The sequence below is a fragment of the Streptomyces chartreusis genome, from assembly GCF_008704715.1.
GTDB lineage: Bacteria > Actinomycetota > Actinomycetes > Streptomycetales > Streptomycetaceae > Streptomyces > Streptomyces chartreusis.
The window spans coordinates 3217656-3236922 of record NZ_CP023689.1; the positions used below are offsets into that span (position 1 = coordinate 3217656).

The 19267-nt window shown below is 70.3% G+C and carries 10 protein-coding genes; 9 read left to right on the top strand and 1 reads right to left on the bottom strand.

Going from position 1 to position 19267, the window contains the following annotated elements; genetic code table 11:
• Window positions 1-6 precede the first annotated feature (6 nt).
• From CP983_RS13445 to CP983_RS13460, 4 genes are all read left to right on the top strand, one after another.
• Window positions 7-2037, top strand: coding sequence for an NAD(+) synthase (locus CP983_RS13445; protein WP_150499731.1), 2031 nt, complete (start codon window positions 7-9; stop codon window positions 2035-2037).
• 272 nt (window positions 2038-2309) lie between these two features.
• Entirely contained in the window at window positions 2310-4358 is a 2049-nt protein-coding gene (locus tag CP983_RS13450) for a M4 family metallopeptidase (protein WP_150499732.1), read from the top strand.
• A gap of 211 nt (window positions 4359-4569) precedes the next feature.
• Window positions 4570-6225 (top strand): M4 family metallopeptidase, encoded by a 1656-nt coding sequence (locus CP983_RS13455; protein WP_150499733.1) that lies wholly within the window; start codon window positions 4570-4572, stop codon window positions 6223-6225.
• A gap of 74 nt (window positions 6226-6299) precedes the next feature.
• Complete coding sequence (locus tag CP983_RS13460; RefSeq protein WP_150499734.1) at window positions 6300-6812, top strand: DUF1990 domain-containing protein; 513 nt, start codon at window positions 6300-6302, stop codon at window positions 6810-6812.
• A gap of 45 nt (window positions 6813-6857) precedes the next feature.
• Here CP983_RS13460 and CP983_RS13465 read toward each other — a convergent pair whose 3' ends face one another.
• Entirely contained in the window at window positions 6858-9482 is a 2625-nt protein-coding gene (locus tag CP983_RS13465; RefSeq protein WP_150499735.1) for a glycosyltransferase family 1 protein, read from the bottom strand.
• Between the two features lie 320 nt (window positions 9483-9802).
• Here CP983_RS13465 and CP983_RS13470 point away from each other — a divergent pair, with 320 nt between their 5' ends.
• The 5 genes from CP983_RS13470 to glgB all read left to right on the top strand — a co-directional run bounded on the left by CP983_RS13470 (window position 9803) and on the right by glgB (window position 19256).
• A complete protein-coding gene (locus CP983_RS13470) occupies window positions 9803-11005 on the top strand; it encodes a S8 family peptidase (RefSeq protein WP_150499736.1) in 1203 nt (400 codons plus the stop codon).
• 262 nt (window positions 11006-11267) lie between these two features.
• Window positions 11268-13379: an alpha-1,4-glucan--maltose-1-phosphate maltosyltransferase gene (locus tag CP983_RS13475; RefSeq protein ID WP_150499737.1), complete on the top strand. Its 2112-nt coding sequence runs from the start codon at window positions 11268-11270 to the stop codon at window positions 13377-13379.
• Window positions 13376-15076, top strand: coding sequence for a maltose alpha-D-glucosyltransferase (gene treS / locus CP983_RS13480; protein ID WP_150499738.1), 1701 nt, complete (start codon window positions 13376-13378; stop codon window positions 15074-15076). Before CP983_RS13475 ends, treS begins: the two co-directional genes overlap by 4 nt.
• Window positions 15077-15159: 83 nt before the next feature.
• A complete protein-coding gene (locus CP983_RS13485; protein WP_150499739.1) occupies window positions 15160-16608 on the top strand; it encodes a maltokinase N-terminal cap-like domain-containing protein in 1449 nt (482 codons plus the stop codon).
• Window positions 16605-19256 (top strand): 1,4-alpha-glucan branching enzyme, encoded by a 2652-nt coding sequence (glgB, locus tag CP983_RS13490; RefSeq protein WP_150499740.1) that lies wholly within the window; start codon window positions 16605-16607, stop codon window positions 19254-19256. The genes CP983_RS13485 and glgB overlap by 4 nt, the downstream gene beginning before the upstream one ends.
• Window positions 19257-19267: the final 11 nt, after the last annotated feature.

Consider the following 19267-nt stretch of genomic DNA (forward strand, 5'->3'; position numbering starts at 1 on the left):
AGTGCATTGAACTTCTGGTCGATCTACCAGCACGGCTTCGCGCGGGTCGCCGCGTGTACGGGCCACACCGTCATCGCCGATCCGCTCGCCAACGCGGAGGCGGTGCTGCGGCAGGCGCAGGCGTGCGCGCGTGACGGCGTCGCGGTCGCCGTCTTCCCCGAGCTGGGCCTGACCGGCTACTCGATCGAGGACCTGCTGCTGCAGGACCCGGTGCTCGACGAGGTGGAGCAGGCGCTGCACAACGTGGTGGCCGGGTCGGCGGAACTCCTGCCGGTGCTGGTGGTCGGTGCGCCGCTGCGCCACCGCCACCGGATCTACAACTGCGCGGTGATCGTGCACCGCGGCCGGATCCTCGGCGTCGCGCCGAAGTCGTACCCGCCGAACTACCGCGAGTTCTACGAGCAGCGGCAGATCGCGTCCGGCGACGACGAGCGCGGCGGGACGATCCGGGTCGACGGCACGGAGGTGCCGTTCGGAGTGGATCTGCTCTTCGAGGCGGAGGACGTCCCGGGGTTGGTCCTGCACGCGGAGATCTGCGAGGACATGTGGGTGCCGGTGCCGCCGAGCGCGGAGGCGGCGCTGGCGGGCGCGACCGTGCTCGCCAACCTCTCGGGCAGCCCGATCACGGTGGGCCGGGCCGAGGACCGCCGGCTGCTGTGCCGGTCGGCGTCCTCGCGCTGCCTGGCGGCGTACGTGTACTCGGCGGCGGGTCTGGGCGAGTCGACGACGGACCTGTCGTGGGACGGCCAGACCATGATCTACGAGAACGGTCTGCTGCTGGCCGAGACGGACCGCTTCGCGCTCGGCGACCAGTACGCGGTCGCCGACGTCGATCTGGACCTGCTGCGCCAGGAGCGGCAGCGGATGGGCACGTTCGACGGGAACCGTCGCACGCACGCGGAGCGCACCGGTGACTTCCGGCGGGTGCCGTTCCGGCTCGACGCGCCGACGGCGGACCTGGGGCTGAAGCGCCGGGTGGAGCGCTTCCCGTTCGTGCCGGCCGACGCGGACCGGCTCGCGCTGGACTGCTACGAGGCGTACAACATCCAGGTCGCGGGCCTTCAGCAGCGTCTTGCGGCGATCGGCGGCCCGAAGGTCGTGATCGGTGTGTCGGGCGGCCTGGACTCCACGCACGCGTTGATCGTCGCCGCCCGGGCGATGGACCGCGCCGGGCGCCCGCGCAGCGACATCCTGGCGTTCACGCTGCCCGGCTTCGCCACCAGCGACCACACCAAGGACAACGCCCACAAGCTGATGAACTCGCTCGGCGTGACGGCGGCCGAGCTGGACATCACGCCGACGGCGCGGCTGATGCTGAAGGAGATGGGCCACCCGTTCGCGGCCGGCGAGCCGGTGTACGACGTCACCTTCGAGAACGTGCAGGCGGGCCTGCGCACCGACTACCTGTTCCGGCTCGCGAACCAGCGCGGCGGCATCGTGCTGGGCACCGGTGACCTGTCGGAGCTGGCGCTGGGCTGGTCCACGTACGGCGTGGGCGACCAGATGAGCCACTACAACGTCAACTCCGGTGTGCCGAAGACGCTGATCCAGCATCTGATCCGCTGGGTCATCGGCAGCGAGCAGTTCGACGAGGAGACCGGCAGGACGCTGGCCGCGATCCTCGACACCGAGATCAGCCCCGAGCTGGTGCCGGGCGAGGAGATGCAGTCCACCGAGTCGAAGATCGGGCCGTACGCGCTGCACGACTTCACGCTCTTCCACGTCCTGCGGTACGGCTTCCGGCCGTCGAAGATCGCGTTCCTGGCGTGGCACGCCTGGCACGAGGCGGACGCGGGCGCCTGGCCGCCGGGGTTCCCCGAGGCGAAGCGGGTGGCGTACGACCTGGCCGAGATCCGGCGCTGGCTGGAGGTCTTCTGTCGTCGCTTCTTCGCGTTCGCACAGTTCAAGCGCTCCGCGATGCCGAACGGTCCGAAGGTCTCGGCGGGCGGTTCGCTCTCGCCGCGCGGTGACTGGCGGGCACCGTCCGACGGCAACGCCGCCGCGTGGCTGCGCGACCTCGGCCGTATCGACGTCTGAGTCAACAGGTCCGTTTATCGAACGTGAACTCCCGGACAACGAACGATTTCCGGCCAACTTCCTGACGCGGTCCTGACAGAAACCGCAACCACCTGCCACTCTTCCCACGGCCGCGACACAGCAACCCCACAGCACCGTCGCACGGAGGTGTCCGCGGCCGAGCTCCGCACGCGCACGTCGTTCTGCGTACCACCCCGATCTGCCCGGACGGCCCACCCGCCGGCCGGTCTCCCCTGGCCGTGTGATCCGCGGCCGCGCAGAAGGAGTCAGTGTTGAGAGACAGTTCCTCCCACAGACGCACCCCCCACACCCCCCACCGCCGGGCCGCCGCCGTCGCTCTCGTCGGCGTGTCCGCCCTGATCGCCGCCGCCGTCCAGGCGGGCGCCGCCACCGCAGCCCCGGAGAAGGCACCGTCGGCCGCGGGCAAGGTCATACCGGGCGCCGAGGCCGTCAAGCTGTCCCCCGCCCAGCGCGCCGAGCTGATACGCGACGCCAACGCCACCAAGGCGGACACCGCCCGCGAACTGGGCCTGGGCGCCAAGGAGAAGCTGGTCGTCCGTGATGTCGTCAAGGACGGCAACGGCACGGTCCACACCCGCTACGAGCGGACCTACGACGGCCTGCCCGTCCTCGGCGGCGACCTCGTCGTCGAGACCACGAAGTCCGGCGCGACCAAGGACGTCGTGAAGGCGACCCGCGCCGCCATCAAGCCGGCGACCACGACCGCCGCCGTCCCGGCCGCCAAGGCCGAGAAGCAGGCGCTGGCCGCGGCGAAGGCCGAGGACGCCAAGAGCCCGGACGTCAACAAGGCGCCGCGCAAGGTGATCTGGGCCGCGAACGGCAAGCCCACCCTCGCCTACGAGACCGTCGTCGGCGGCCTCCAGGAGGACGGCACCCCGAACGAGCTGCACGTCGTCACCGACGCCGCCACCGGCGCGAAGCTGTACGAGTACCAGGCCATCGAGACCGGTACCGGCAACACGATGTACAGCGGCACGGTGACGCTCGGCACCACGCAGTCCGGGTCGACGTACAACCTGACCGACGGCGCGCGCGGAAACCACAAGACGTACAACCTCAACCGCGGCACCTCCGGCACCGGCACCCTCTTCTCGGGTCCCGACGACGTGTGGGGCAACGGCGCCGCGTCCAACCTGGAGACCGCGGGCGCGGACGCGCACTACGGTGCCGCGCTGACGTGGGACTACTACAAGAACGTGCACGGCCGCAGCGGCATCCGGGGTGACGGCGTCGGCGCCTACTCCCGCGTCCACTACGGCAACAACTACGTGAACGCGTTCTGGTCCGACAGCTGCTTCTGCATGACCTACGGCGACGGCTCGGGCAACACCAACCCGCTGACGTCGATCGACGTGGCCGGCCACGAGATGACGCACGGCGTCACCTCCAACACCGCGGGCCTCGTCTACAGCGGCGAGTCCGGCGGTCTGAACGAGGCGACCTCCGACATCTTCGGCTCGACCGTCGAGTTCTACGCCAACAACTCCTCCGACGTCGGTGACTACCTCATCGGCGAGGAGATCAACATCAACGGCGACGGCACGCCGCTGCGCTACATGGACAAGCCGAGCAAGGACGGCGCGTCCAAGGACGCCTGGTACTCGGGCATCGGCTCGATCGACGTGCACTACTCCTCGGGCCCGGCGAACCACTTCTTCTACCTGCTGAGCGAGGGCAGCGGCACCAAGGTCATCAACGGTGTCACCTACAACTCGCCCACCTCGGACGGCCTCCCGGTCACCGGCATCGGCCGCGACAAGGCGGAGAAGATCTGGTTCCGCTCGCTGACCACCAAGTTCACCTCGAACACCAACTACGCGGCCGCCCGCACCGGCACCCTCGCGGCCGCCGGTGAGCTGTACGGCACCACGAGCACCGAGTACAAGGCCGTGCAGGACGCCTGGGCGGGCGTCAACGTGGGCACCCGCTCCGACGGCGGTGGCGGCGGCGGTACGTCGTTCGAGAACACCGCCGACGTGGCGATCCCGGACCGCGGCGCGGCGGTCACGTCGCCGATCACCGTCTCCGGACGGACCGGCAACGCGCCGTCCAACCTCCAGGTCGCCGTGGACATCGTCCACACCTACATCGGTGACCTCAAGGTCGATCTGCTCGCCCCCGACGGCACGGTGTACACGCTGAAGGGCTACGGCACCGGCGGCAGCGCGGACAACATCAACACCACCTACACGGTGAACGCCTCGTCCGAGGTCGCCAACGGTGTCTGGACCCTGCGGGTCCAGGACAACGCGGCCATCGACACCGGCTACATCAACAGCTGGAAGCTCACCTTCCCGTAAGCCGGTTCGCGGTCGGTCTCCGACAGGGCGCCGTCTCGGTGGGTTCAACTCCCGCCGGGACGGCGCCCGTTCATATTTCTGAAACGTTCACTCTTCAGTCAAATCTTGGCCAACATCACCGAGCACTCCTGACATGTACGCGTCCCAGGTGACACGCTTCCCTCACCCGCCGCACCAGCACCAATGCACCTCCCCCACAAAAGGAGCTCGTGTGACCCCCCTCTACGCGCGTCGCAAGCGCACCACCCTGGCCATCGCCACCACCGTGGCCGCCGGGGCACTCCTCACCACCGCGCTGACCACCGGTGGTTCGGCCGCAGCGGCCCCCGGCACGCAGGCCGCCCCGCTCGCCGTACCGGTCGCGCTCGCCCCCGCGGCCCGCACCACCCTCATCAAGGACCAGCAGGCCAAGGCCGCCGACACGGCCGACGAGATAGGCCTCGGCGCCCAGGAGAAGCTGGTCGTCAAGGACGTCGTCAAGGACGCCGACGGCAGCGTCCACACCCGCTACGAGCGCACCTACGCGGGCCTGCCGGTCCTCGGCGGCGACCTGGTCGTCCACGAGTCGGCGTCCGGCGCGAGAAAGGGCGTGACCAAGGCGACGAAGGCCACCATCGAGGTCGCCTCGCTGAAGCCGGCCATCACCGCGGCCAAGGCCGAGGGCCAGGCGGTCTCGCTCGCCAAGTCGGCCGGCTCGAAGAAGACCGAGGCGGACAAGGCGCCCCGCAAGGTGATCTGGGCCGCGAACGGCAAGCCCACCCTCGCCTACGAGACCGTCGTCGGCGGCCTCCAGGACGACGGCACCCCGAACGAGCTGCACGTCGTCACCGACGCCGCCACCGGCAAGAAGCTCTTCGAGTACCAGGGCATCGAGACCGGCAGCGGCAAGAGCCTGTACTCGGGCACGGTCACGCTCGGCACGACCAAGTCGGGCTCGACGTACCAGCTCTACGACACCACGCGCGGCGGCCACAAGACGTACAACAAGGCCCGCAGCACCAGCTCGTCCGCCGGAACGCTGTTCACGGACGCGGACGACACCTGGGGCACCGGCACCGCCTCCAGCTCCTCCACCGACCAGACCGCCGCCGTCGACGCGGCCTACGGCGCTCAGGAGACCTGGGACTTCTACAAGAACACCTTCGGCCGCAGCGGCATCAAGAACGACGGCAAGGCCGCCTACTCCCGCGTCCACTACGGCAACGCGTACGTCAACGCGTTCTGGGACGACAGCTGCTTCTGCATGACGTACGGCGACGGCTCGGGCAACACCAACCCGCTGACCTCGCTGGACGTGGCCGGCCACGAGATGACCCACGGCGTCACCTCCAACACCGCGGGCCTGAACTACAGCGGTGAGTCCGGCGGCCTGAACGAGGCCACCTCGGACATCTTCGGCACGGCGGTGGAGTTCTACGCCAACAACTCCAACGACGTCGGTGACTACCTCATCGGCGAGGAGATCGACATCAACGGCGACGGCACCCCGCTGCGCTACATGGACAAGCCGAGCAAGGACGGCGGCTCCAAGGACAGCTGGTCCTCGTCGCTGGGCGGCCTGGACGTGCACTACTCCTCGGGCCCCGCGAACCACTTCTTCTACCTGCTGTCGGAGGGCAGCGGCGCGAAGACGATCAACGGGGTGAGCTACAACTCCCCGACGTCCAACGGCTCGACGGTCGCCGGGATCGGCCGCGCCAAGGCCGCCGCGATCTGGTACAAGGCGCTGACCGAGTACATGACCTCGACCACCAACTACAAGGCCGCCCGCACGGCGACGCTGAGCGCGGCGTCCGCCCTGTACGGCTCCACCAGCACGGAGTACAAGACGGTGGCGGCCGCCTGGTCGGCCATCAACGTGAGCTGACGCACACATAGTTGCGCGCAGGGGCGGCACCCGGGACGAAGGCATCCCCGGGTGCCGCCCTACTCTTGGGACCCATGTCCTTCACGTACGACGACGTCGGCGCGACCCGGGAGACAGGCTTCTGCCCGCCCGGCTTCCACCCCATGAACGTGCGCACCCGCATCGGCGAGGGCGAAGACGTCTTCCGCAGAGCCGCAGAAGCGGTCATGACCTGGGAGATGCACCGCACGATGGGCGTCGGAATGGAGACGGCGGCCGACCGCGCGGCCCCCGACGTCGACGTCACGGTCACCCTCGCCGGCGTCATCAAGGCCCCCTGCCGCGTCGTCTGGACGGTCGAGGAGTCCCGCCGCACCGGCTGGGCCTACGGCACCCTCGCCGGCCACCCGGAGTGCGGCGAGGAGTCCTTCGTCGTGGACCGCACCGGCGACGGCACGGTCTGGCTGACCGTCCACGCCTTCAGCCGCGCGGCCAAGTGGTACGCCCGCGCGGGCGGCCCGGCCACCCGGGGGTTGCAGCACGCGTACGCGCGGCGGTGCGGCAATGTGCTGCGGCAGCTGTGCGAGCGCGAGAACAAGGAGTACTGAGGCACACCGGGTCCCCGCGAGCCCCGCGCCCGCGCTGCCGCCGCGTCACCGCATCAGAACCCCCGCCCCCTCCCCCAGGTCCTCGGCGGGCACCGCCACCAGGCCCAGTTCCGCGCTCGACGCCAGCAGGCGGTGGGACGGGAGGATGCGGACGGTGTAGCCGTAGGGGCCCGTGCGGGCCAGGGACAGGGGGCCCTCGTAGGTCCAGCGGCCGTCGGTGTCGGGGGGGACCACCGGCTTCAGCGGCACCGTGGACGCGTCCGCGATGTGGTCCTCCGGGTCGACGCGGCCCGAGACCACCTGGACCTCCACGTCGTCCGGCGCGAGGTCGCCGAGGCCGACGCGGACGCGGAGGGTGAGGGTCGTGCCGAGTTCGGCCGTGGCGGTCACCGTCGGTACGGACGTCTCCACATGGTCGACGCTCACGTCGTGCCAGGCGGAGCGCACCCGGGCCTTCCAGACGGCGAGTTCACGCGCCGCGTCCGCCGTCATCGCCCGGTGGGCGTGCGCTGCGGGCGTGTAGAGACGCTCCACGTACTCGCGGACCATCCTGCCCGCCAGGACCTTCGGGCCGAGCAGGGTGAGGGTCTGGCGGACCATCTCGATCCAGCGGTCGGGCAGGCCGCTCTCCCCGCGCTCGTAGAAGCGGGGCGTGACGCGTTGTTCCAGCAGGTCGTACAGCGCCGCGGCCTCTATGTCGTCGCGGCGGTCCGGGTCCGTGCCGGTGCCGTCCGCCGTGGGGATCGCCCAGCCGAAGTCGGGCTGGAACCACTCGTCCCACCAGCCGTCCAGGACGGACAGGTTGAGACAGCCGTTCAGCGCCGCCTTCATCCCGGAGGTGCCGCACGCCTCCAGCGGGCGCAGCGGGTTGTTCAGCCAGATGTCGCAGCCGGGGTAGAGCTTCTGGGCCATCGCCATGCCGTAGTCGGGCAGGAAGACGATGCGGTGGCGCACCCGGGGGTCGTCCGTGAACCGGACGAGTTCCTGCACCAGCCGCTTCCCGCCGTCGTCCGCGGGGTGCGCCTTGCCGGCCACCACGATCTGGATCGGCCGCTCGGGGTGCAGGAGCAGGTCCATCAGCCGGTCGCGGTCACGGAGCATGAGCGTCAGACGCTTGTACGACGGGACCCGGCGCGCGAATCCGATCGTGAGGACGTCGGGGTCGAGGACTCCGTCGATCCAGCCCAGCTCGGCCGTCCCTGCGCCCCGCTGGCGCCAGGACGCGCGCAGCCGCTCCCGCACCTCGGTCACCAGTTGCTCGCGCAGCACCCGCCGCAGCTCATGGATGTCCTGGTCCGGGATCTCCCCGACCGCGTCCCAGCGTTCCGAGCCGCCCACCGTCAGCGCGTCCTCGGTGCGCCGGCCGCCGATCTGGCGGGCGCCCAGGCGGAAGACCTCGGGGGCCACCCAGGTCGGGGCGTGGACGCCGTTGGTGACCGAGGTGATCGGCACCTCGTCCGGGTCGAACCCCGGCCACAGGCCCGAGAACATCTCGCGGCTGACGTTGCCGTGCAGCAGCGAGACGCCGTTCGCCCGCTGGCCCAGGCGCAGGCCCATCACGGCCATGTTGAACAGGTTCGGCTCGCCGCCGGGGTAGGTCTCCATGCCGAGCCGGAGGATGCGCTCGACGTCGATGCCGGGGAGCTCGGCGTCGGGGCCGAAGTGGTGGGCGACCAGCTCGCGGTCGAAGCGGTCGATGCCGGCCGGGACGGGGGTGTGGGTGGTGAACACCGTGCCCGCGCGGACGGCCTCCAGCGCGGGGTCGAAGTCCAGCCCCGCGGCGGCCAGTTCCGCGATGCGCTCCAGACCGAGGAAGCCGGCGTGTCCCTCGTTGGTGTGGAAGACCTCGGGCTCGGGGTGGCCGGTCAGCCGGCAGTACGCCCGCACCGCCCGTACCCCTCCTATGCCCAGCAGCATCTCCTGGAGGAGCCGGTGCTCGCTGCCGCCGCCGTAGAGCCGGTCGGTCACCCCGCGTCCGCCGAGGTCGTTCTCCTCGACGTCGGAGTCGAGCATCAGCAGCGGGACCCGGCCGACCTGGGCCAGCCAGACGCGGGCGTGCAGCGACCGGCCGCCGGGCAGGGCGAGCGAGACCTGGGCGGGGGTGCCGTCGGGTTCCTTCAGGAGCACCAGCGGCAGTTCGTTGGGGTCCAGGACGGGATAGTGCTCCTGCTGCCAGCCGTCCCGGGACAGGGTCTGGCGGAAGTAGCCGTGCCGGTACAGCAGCCCGACGCCGATGAGCGGCACGCCGAGGTCGCTGGCCGCCTTGAGGTGGTCCCCGGCGAGGATGCCGAGGCCGCCGGAGTACTGCGGCAGGGCGGCCGTGATGCCGAATTCGGGCGAGAAGTAGGCGATGGCGGCAGGGAGTTCGGCGGACTGGTCCTGGTACCAGCGTCCACCGGTGACGTAGTCGTCGAGGTCACCGGCGACCTCGGCCAGCCGGCGCAGGAAGCGGCGGTCCTCCGCCAGTTCCGCGAGCCGCGCGGGCGGGACGCTGCCCAGCAGCCGCACGGGGTCGTCGCCCGAGGCGGCCCAGCGTTCGGGGTCCACGGACTGGAAGAGGTCACGGGTCTCCGCATGCCAGGACCAGCGCAGATTGCGCGCCAGGTCGCTGAGGGGCCGGAGGGGTTCGGGGAGGACAGGTCGGACGGTGAATCGACGGATCGCCTTCACGGTTCACCTCGGGCAGCACGTGGCAGGGGACACACGGCGGTGTGGGTCCCGTCATCGCCACCGACGGTATCGGTATGCGGGGCTTCGTAACCACAGGGCGTTTTTGCGACGCCCGAGCGAAGCGGACCGAGTACCTCCGTCCGAAATCAAGCGCAACCTTTACACATCCCCCATAGCCGATATGGCCGATTCCGCCCCCGTAGGCGTCCTTGTGGCGACTTCTCACCTCACGAGAGGGTGACAGTGGCGTACCGGCCTCGCCTGGTGCACCCGGCGATTCCCGGCCGCCGTGCGCCGAGTCGAGGAGGGGAACTCGCACCATGGCACGGACGCGCACGCGGCGTCTGCGCCGGGCGGGTGGTCTGACCGCGATGACCTGTGTCGTCGCGCTTTCGGCCACCACCATGCCCGCGCACGCCGCACCGGAGGGGCAGATACTCGGCGCCGGGGACCCCGGCTCCGTCAGCGGCAGTTACGTGGTGACACTCAAGGGGGCAACGAGAGTTCCGTCGGCGGCCGGAAAGAGCCTCGCCGAAAAGTACGGGGCGAAAATAAGCCACACCTACGGCACCGTCCTCAACGGTTACGCCGTCCGGGCCGACGAGAGACAGGCCAAACGGCTCGCTGCCGACCCCCGGGTCGCCTCCGTCGTCCAGGACACCCGGGTGACCTTGGAGCACACGCGGAAGAACCCGCCGTCCTGGGGTCTCGACCGCATCGATCAGGCCAATCTTCCGCTGGACAAGAGCTACACCTGGCCCGAGTCCGCGGGCGGCGGCGTGACGGTCTACGTCATCGACACCGGCATCCGCGTCTCGCACAAGGACTTCGGCGGCCGGGCGAGTTACGGCTGGGACTTCGTCGGCAACGACAGGAGCGCCGGCGACGGCAACGGCCACGGCACCCATGTCGCCGGCACCATCGCGGGCAAGCAGTACGGAGTCGCCAAGAAGGCGAAGGTCGTGGCCGTACGCGTGCTGGACGACGCCGGCGGCGGCACGACCGCCCAGGTCATCGCGGGCATCGACTGGGTGACCAGGCACGCGAGGAAGCCGGCGGTCGCCAACGTGAGCCTCGGCGGCAACCGCAACGCGCAGTTGGACGCCGCCGTACGCAACTCCGTCGCGGCCGGTGTCACCTACACGGTGGCGGCGGGCAACGACGGGCTGCCGGCCGGCCTCTACTCCCCCGCGGCGGTGCGCGAGGCCATCACCGTCGGCGCCACCGACAGGAAGGACGCGCGGGCGGGCTTCTCCAACACCGGGTCGGTTCTGGACGTGTTCGCCCCGGGCGTGTCGATCACCTCAGCGTCGTACGCGAGCGACACCGGCCGGGCCACCTTCTCCGGTACGTCGATGGCATCACCCCACGTCGCGGGCGTGGCCGCGCTGTATCTGGCGGACCACCCCAAGGCGTCCCCGGCACAGGTCTCCAAGGCGCTGGTCGCACGGGCCGCTTCCGGCAAGGTCTCCGGCCGCGGGCTGGGCTCACCGAACAAACTCTTGCAGGTACCGGGCTCGTAGCGGCCACTTCGCGGCGAAGTGCGGACACCGGCCCCGTTCCTCACGAACGGGGCCGGTCTTGTGCGTAGACATACGCGTGAGTAGTTAACAAAGTGCCGGATTGCCCACACGAATAGGGTGGGAAGGCTCCTCCGGTACGCCCCACCCGTACGCCCCCGGGCGTGCACCCCACGCGGCCCAGCCGCACAGCGACAAGTCACCACGCAGGACCCACCTCCCCACAGCCATCCGCCCACCAACGTTGACGCGGACAGGAGCGGTCATGCCCGCCATGCACCACCAGTCGTCCACACCCCCGACGTCTCGCACCGAAGCGCCCCCGGTCCCCCGCACCACCGCCGCCGATCCCGGCCCGCCGGCTCCGGAGCGACCCTCCACGGCCGATGCGACGGGCGGTGTCGGGCGCATACCGGTTCTCGACGTCCGCCCGTTCGTCCAGCGGGGGCGCAGGCCCGCGAAGGCGGTCACAGGCGAGACCTTCGAGATCTCGGCGACCGTGTTCCGCGAGGGACACGACGCCGTCGCCGCCAATGCCGTACTGACCGACCCGGACGGCCGACCGGGCCCCTGGACCCCGATGCGTGAACTCGCCCCCGGCACCGACCGCTGGGGCGCCGACGTCACCGCCGGCGAGCCGGGCCGCTGGACCTACCACGTGGAGGCGTGGGGCGACCCCATCGGCACCTGGCGGCACCACGCCGAGATCAAGATCCCCGCCGGGATGGACACGGACCTGGTCCTGGAGGAGGGCGCGCGACTGTACGAGCGTGCCGCCGCGGCCGTGCCCAAGGGCAAGGGGCGGCGCGTGATCCTCGCGGCCGTCGAGGCCCTGCGGGACGAAAGCCGACCGGCCGCATGGCGGTTGGCGGCCTCGCTGACGCCCGAGGTCGATGCCGTGCTGGGGCGTTATCCGTTGCGGGATCTGGTGACCGCGTCGGATCCGCTGCCGCTGCTGGTGGAGCGGGAGCGGGCCCTGTACGGCTCCTGGTACGAGTTCTTCCCTCGCTCTGAGGGCACGGCCGAGCGCCCGCACGGCACCTTCGAGACCGCGGCCGGTCGGTTGCCGGGGATCGCGGCGATGGGCTTCGACGTCGTCTACCTCCCACCGATCCACCCGATCGGCACGACCTTCCGCAAGGGCCCCGACAACACCCTGTCCGCAGGCGTCGACGACGTCGGCGTGCCCTGGGCGATCGGTTCGCCCGAGGGCGGCCACGACGCCGTCCACCCGGACCTGGGCACGATCGAGGACTTCGACCGGTTCGTCGCCAGGGCGGGGGAACTGGGCCTGGAGGTCGCGCTCGACTTCGCCCTGCAGTGCTCACCGGATCATCCGTGGGTGGACAAGCATCCGGAGTGGTTCCACCACCGCCCGGACGGCACGATCGCCTATGCGGAGAACCCGCCGAAGAAGTACCAGGACATCTACCCGATCGCGTTCGACGCGGACATGGACGGTCTGATCGCCGAGACGCTGCGGGTGCTGCGCCACTGGATGGACCACGGGGTGCGGATCTTCCGGGTCGACAACCCGCACACCAAGCCGGTCGTGTTCTGGCAGAGGGTGATCGCGGACGTGGGCCGCACCGACCCGGACGTGATCTTCCTGGCGGAGGCGTTCACCCGGCCGGCGATGATGCACACCCTGGCCCAGATCGGCTTCCAGCAGTCGTACACGTACTTCACCTGGCGCAACAGCAAGCAGGAACTCACCGAGTACCTGACCGAGCTGTCCGGCGAGGCCGCCGCCTACATGCGGCCGAACTTCTTCGCCAACACCCCCGACATCCTGCACGAGTTCCTCCAGCAGGGCGGCCGTCCCGCCTTCGAGCTGCGCGCCGTCCTCGCCGCCACCCTGTCCCCCACCTGGGGCATCTACAGCGGCTACGAACTGTGCGAGAACACACCCCTGCGCAAGGGCAGCGAGGAATACCTCCACTCCGAGAAGTACCAGCTACGCCCCCGCGACTGGACAGCGGCCGAACGCGAAGGCCGCACCATCACCCCCCTGCTCACCCGCCTCAACGCCGTCCGACGCGAGAATCCGGCCCTGCGGCAGTTGCGTGACCTCCACTTCCACCACGCGGACCAGGACGCGGTGATCGTGTACTCGAAGCGAAGCGGTTCGAACACGGTTCTGGTGGTCGTCAACCTCGACCCCCACCACACCCAGGAGGCCACGGTCTCGTTGGACATGCCGCAACTCGGCCTGGACTGGCACGAGTCGGTGCCGGTGCGCGACGAGCTCACCGGTGAGACCTATCACTGGGGCAGGGCGAACTACGTGCGTCTCGAACCGGGCACTCGTCCCGCGCACATCCTCACCGTCCTGCGACCGTCCACCCCGCAGATCGGAGGGTCACCCACAAAATGATCGTCAACGAGCCCGTTCAGGACACCTTCGAGGACACCCCAGCCAAGGATCGTGACCCCGACTGGTTCAAACGCGCCGTCTTCTACGAGGTCCTGGTCCGCTCCTTCCAGGACAGCAACGGCGACGGCGTCGGCGACCTCAAAGGCCTGACCGCCAAACTCGACTACCTGCAATGGCTCGGCGTCGACTGCCTGTGGCTGCCGCCCTTCTTCAAATCACCCCTCCGCGACGGCGGCTACGACGTCTCCGACTACACCGCCGTCCTCCCCGAATTCGGCGACCTCGCCGACTTCGTGGACTTCGTGGACTCCGCCCACCAGCGCGGCATGCGGGTCATCATCGACTTCGTCATGAACCACACCAGCGACCAGCACCCGTGGTTCCAGGAATCCAGAAAGGACCCCGAAGGACCCTACGGCGACTACTACGTCTGGGCCGACGACGACAAGGCGTACTCCGACGCCCGCATCATCTTCGTCGACACCGAGGCCTCCAACTGGACCTTCGACCCGGTCCGCAAGCAGTACTACTTCCACCGCTTCTTCTCCCACCAACCGGACCTCAACTACGAGAACCCGGCCGTGGTGGAGGAGATCCTCTCGGCGCTGAAGTTCTGGCTGGACCTGGGGATCGACGGCTTCCGCCTGGACGCCGTGCCCTATCTGTACGCGGAGGAGGGCACGAACTGCGAAAACCTTCCGGCAACGCACGAGCTCCTGAAGCGGGTGCGCAAGGAGATCGACGCGCACTACCCGGACACGGTGCTGCTGGCGGAGGCCAATCAGTGGCCGGAGGACGTCGTCGACTACTTCGGCGACTACAGCAGCGGCGGCGACGAATGCCACATGGCGTTTCATTTCCCGGTCATGCCGCGCATCTTCATGGCGGTACGGCGGGAATCCCGCTACCCCGTCTCGGAAATCCTCGCCAAGACGCCGGCCATCCCCTCCAGCTGCCAGTGGGGCATCTTCCTGCGCAACCACGACGAGCTGACCCTCGAAATGGTCACCGACGAGGAACGCGACTACATGTGGGCGGAATACGCCAAGGACCCCCGCATGCGCGCCAACATCGGCATCCGGCGCAGGCTGGCGCCCCTGCTGGACAACGACCGCAACCAGATCGAACTGTTCACCGCGCTGCTGCTGTCGCTGCCCGGCTCGCCGATCCTGTACTACGGCGACGAGATCGGCATGGGCGACAACATCTGGCTCGGCGACCGCGACGCCGTCCGCACCCCCATGCAGTGGACCCCGGACCGCAACGCGGGATTCTCCTCCTGTGATCCGGGACGGCTGTATCTGCCGACGATCATGGACCCGGTCCACGGCTACCAGGTGACGAACGTCGAGGCGTCCATGGCGTCGCCGTCCTCGCTGCTGCACTGGACCCGCCGCATGATCGAGATCCGCAAGCAGAACCCGGCGTTCGGGCTCGGCACCTACACCGAACTCCAGTCGTCGAACCCGGCGGTCCTCGCCTTCCTGCGCGAGTACGAGGACGACCTGGTGCTGTGCGTCCACAACTTCTCGCGGTTCGCGCAGCCGACGGAACTGGATCTGCGACCGTTCGGCGGCCGACATCCCGTCGAGCTGTTCGGCGGGGTGCGATTCCCGGCCATCGGTGAGCTCCCGTACTTGCTGACCCTCGGGGGCCACGGCTTCTACTGGTTCCGGCTGCGCAAGGACGCCGCCTGAGAGCCCGGCGGGGCGGTTTCCACCGCCCCGCCCGGGGCACGCAGAAGTAACACCCCGACCCCCCGGGGAAAGGACGCGACGCCATGTCGGAAGCCGTCACACGTACCGTCACCACTTCGCCCGGCCTCCTTGCGTCACTTGATCCGCTGCTACGGGAGTGGCTGCCACGACAGCGCTGGTTCGCGGGCAAGGGGCGTCCGGTCACCGGGTTCTCGCTGGTCGCCGCCACCGAACTGCTGCCGCCCGGCGGCAAGCTGGGCCTGAACCACCTGCTGGTGCGCGCCCACCAGCCGCTCGCGCCGGTGCCGGGCGCGCCCGAGCAGCCCGCCGACTGCTACCAGCTCCTCATAGGGGACCGCGAGGCACTGCCGCCACGGCTCGCGCCCGCGCTGATCGGGCACGTGGCCGAGGGCCCGCTCGCCGGACGCACGGTGTACGACGCCCTGTGCGACGCCCGCCCCGCCGAACTGCTCCTGGAGGCCCTGCGCACCGGGGCCCGGATCGGCGCGCTGCGCTTCGAACGGGACGGCGACCAGGAGATCCGGTCCGGCCTGGTGCCGCGCCTGGTCACCTCGGAACAGTCCAACTCGTCGGTCGTATACGGCGATACGTTCATCCTGAAGCTGCTCCGCCGGATCGTGCCCGGCGTCAATCCCGACCTGGAACTGCCGCTCGCGCTGGCCCGCGAGGACTGCGACCGGGTGCCCGCGCCGACGGCGTGGTTCCGCTCGGAGCTGGCCGGTGAGTCGTACGTACTCGGCGTGCTCCAGCCCTTCGTGCAGGGCGCGGCGGACGGCTGGGAGCTGGCGCTGCGGGAGCTGGCCAAGGGCGAGGACTTCGCCGCCGAGGCACGGGCGCTGGGGCGCGCGACCGCCGAGGTGCACACCGCTCTCGCCCGCACGCTGCCGACGGTGACCCTCGGGCACGCGCAGGTGCAGCAGCTGGTGGACGGCATGGTCGAGCGGCTGGAGGCGGCCGCGCAGGCGGTGCCGGCGCTGCGGCCGTACGCGCCCGCGCTGCGCTCCGCGTTCGAGGCGCTGGCCGCTCTCGCCGCCGAGGGCTGCACCTGGACCGCCCAGCGCATCCACGGCGATCTGCACCTCGGGCAGTGCCTGCGCTCGCCGGGCGGCCGTTGGTGGCTGATCGACTTCGAGGGCGAGCCGTCGAAGCCGCTGGCCGAACGGCGGATGCCGCAGCCGCCGGTGCGGGACGTGGCGGGCATGCTGCGCTCCTTCGACTACGCGGCCCACTCCGCCGACCTGCCGGTGCCGGGCTGGGCCGAGGCCTGCCGGGCCGCGTACTGCTCCGGGTACGCGCAGGTCAGCGGCGCCGATCCGCGGACCGATCCGGTGCTGCTGCGGGCGTACGAGACCGACAAGGCGATCTACGAGGTCGTCTACGAGGCCCGTCACCGCCCCGACTGGCTCCCGGTGCCGCTGGCCGCCATAGGCCGGCTCGCCGCCGACTCCGGCGCCCCGCCCTCTTCCCTCAGCCCCTCATCCCCACCTTCGCCTAGGAGGCCCCGCCCGTGACCCCCCGCACCACTCCCGCCGGCGGTTCGGAAGCCGAGAGCACGGCCGCGCAGCCGGTCGAGAAGACGAGCGTCGCCAAAAGGGCGACGACCAGGGCCGCCGAGGCCGCGGAGGCCGTGAGGAAGGGGACGGCGAAGAAGGTCACGGCGAAGGCGGCCGGGCAGAAGAAGACCGCCGCGAAGAAGGCCGCCGGGAAGAAGACCGAGGCGAAGAAGGCCGAGGTGCAGAAGCCGGCCGCCAAGAAGGCCACGGCGAAGAAGGCCGTCGCCAAGAAGGCGGTGACGAAGAAGGCGACCGCCAAGACCACGGCGGCGAAGGGCACGGCCGCGAAGAGCACGCCGGCCAAGGCAGCCGCTCCGAAGAAGGCCGCCAAGAAGATCCCCGCGCAGAAGGCGGCGCAGAAGAAGATCCCCGCGCAGAAGGCGGTCCCGAAGCCGGCCCCGCCCGTGGAGGTCGCCGTCTCCCCGGCCCTCGACGCCGTCGACCGCGATCGTCTGCTCACCGGCACCCACCACGCCCCGCACTCCGTCCTCGGCGCGCATCCGGTGCCCGGCGGTGTCGCCTTCCGCGCCTTCCGGCCGTTCGCCCTGTCGGTGACCGTCGTCGTGGGGAACCTGCGGGCCGAACTGCACGACGACGGGGAGGGGTTCTTCTCCGGGCTGCTCCCGCTGCGGGAGGTCCCGGCCGGCTACCGGCTCCTCGTGGCGTACGAGGGGTCCGTGCAGGACACCGAGGACGCGTACCGCTTCCTGCCCGCGCTCGGCGAGCTCGATCTGCATCTGATCGGCGAGGGCCGGCACGAGGAGCTGTGGCGGGCGCTCGGCGCCGAGCCGATGACGCACCAGGGCGTGACCGGCACCCGCTTCACGGTGTGGGCACCGAACGCGCGCGGTGTGTCCCTGGCCGGCACGTTCAACTTCTGGGACGGCACGGGCTATCCGATGCGCTCGCTCGGCGGCACCGGTGTCTGGGAGCTGTTCGTGCCCGGCATCGGCGAGGGCGAGCTGTACAAGTTCGAGATCACCCGGCCCGACGGCTCGAAGACGCTGCGCGCCGACCCGATGGCCCGCCGGACGGAGGCCCCGCCGAACACGTCCTCCATCGTGTACGCCTCCCAGCACGAGTGGGGCGACGCGGCGTGGCTGGAGCGGCGCGGTTCGGTGCCGGTGCACGAGGCGCCGTTCTCGGTGTACGAGGTCCACCTGGCGTCCTGGCGGCCGGGGCTGACGTACCGCCAGCTCGCGGAGCAGCTCCCCGCGTACGTCAAGGACCTGGGCTTCACCCATGTCGAGCTGATGCCGGTGGCCGAGCACCCCTTCGGCGGCTCCTGGGGCTACCAGGTCACCGGCTTCTACGCGCCCACGGCCCGCCTCGGCACGCCCGACGACTTCAAGTACCTGGTCGACGCCCTGCACCGGGCCGGGATCGGCGTGCTGATGGACTGGGTGCCGGCGCACTTCCCGCGCGACGACTGGGCGCTGGCCGAGTTCGACGGGCGTCCGCTGTACGAGCACGAGGATCCGCTGCGTTCGGCGCATCCCGACTGGGGCACGCTGGAGTTCGACTTCGGGCGGCGGGAGGTGCGCAACTTCCTGGTCGCCAACGCCCTGTACTGGTGCGAGGAGTTCCACATCGACGGGCTCCGGGTGGACGCAGTGGCGTCCATGCTCTACCTGGACTACTCGCGCGAGCCGGGCCAGTGGGTGCCGAACGAGCACGGCGGGCGGGAGAACCTCGACGCGGTGGCGTTCCTCCAGGAGATGAACGCGACGGTGTACCGGCGGGTGCCGGGGGTCGTGACGATCGCGGAGGAGTCGACGGCCTGGGACGGCGTGACGCGTCCGACGCATGTGTCGGGGCCCGGTGGGTTCGGGGGCCTGGGGTTCGGCCTGAAGTGGAACATGGGCTGGATGCACGACTCGCTGGAGTACATGGCCAAGGAGCCGGTGCACCGCAGGTACCACCACAACGAGATGACGTTCTCGATGGTGTACGCGTACAGCGAGAACTACGTGCTGCCCATCTCCCACGACGAGGTCGTGCACGGCAAGCGGTCGCTGGTGTCGAAGATGCCGGGCGACTGGTGGCAGCAGCGGGCCAACCACCGTGCCTACCTGGGCTTCATGTGGGCGCACCCGGGCAAGCAACTGCTGTTCATGGGGCAGGAGTTCGCACAGGGCGCCGAGTGGTCGGAGGCGCACGGGCCGGACTGGTGGCTGCTGGACCCGGCGTACGGGGCGGAGCCCGACCATCGCGGGGTGCGGGACCTGATCCGCGATCTCAACACGGTCTACCGCCATACGCCGGCGCTGTGGCAGCGCGACACCGATCCGTCGGGCTTCGAGTGGGTGGTGGGTGACGCCGCCGACGACAACGTGTTCGCGTTCCTGCGTTACGACGCGGAGGGTGTGCCGCTGCTGGCGGTGTCGAACATGTCGCCGGTCGTGCGCGACGAGTACCGGCTCGGTGTCCCGGACGATGTGCCGGCCTGGCACGAGGCGGTGAACAGCGACGCGGCGAAGTACGGCGGCGGCGACGTCACCAACCCGGACCCGATCAAGCCGGAACCCCAGAACTGGCACGGCCGCCCGGCGAGCATCCGCCTGACGTTGCCGCCACTGGCGACGGTCTGGCTGCGGCCGGCCTAGACGGCAGCGCC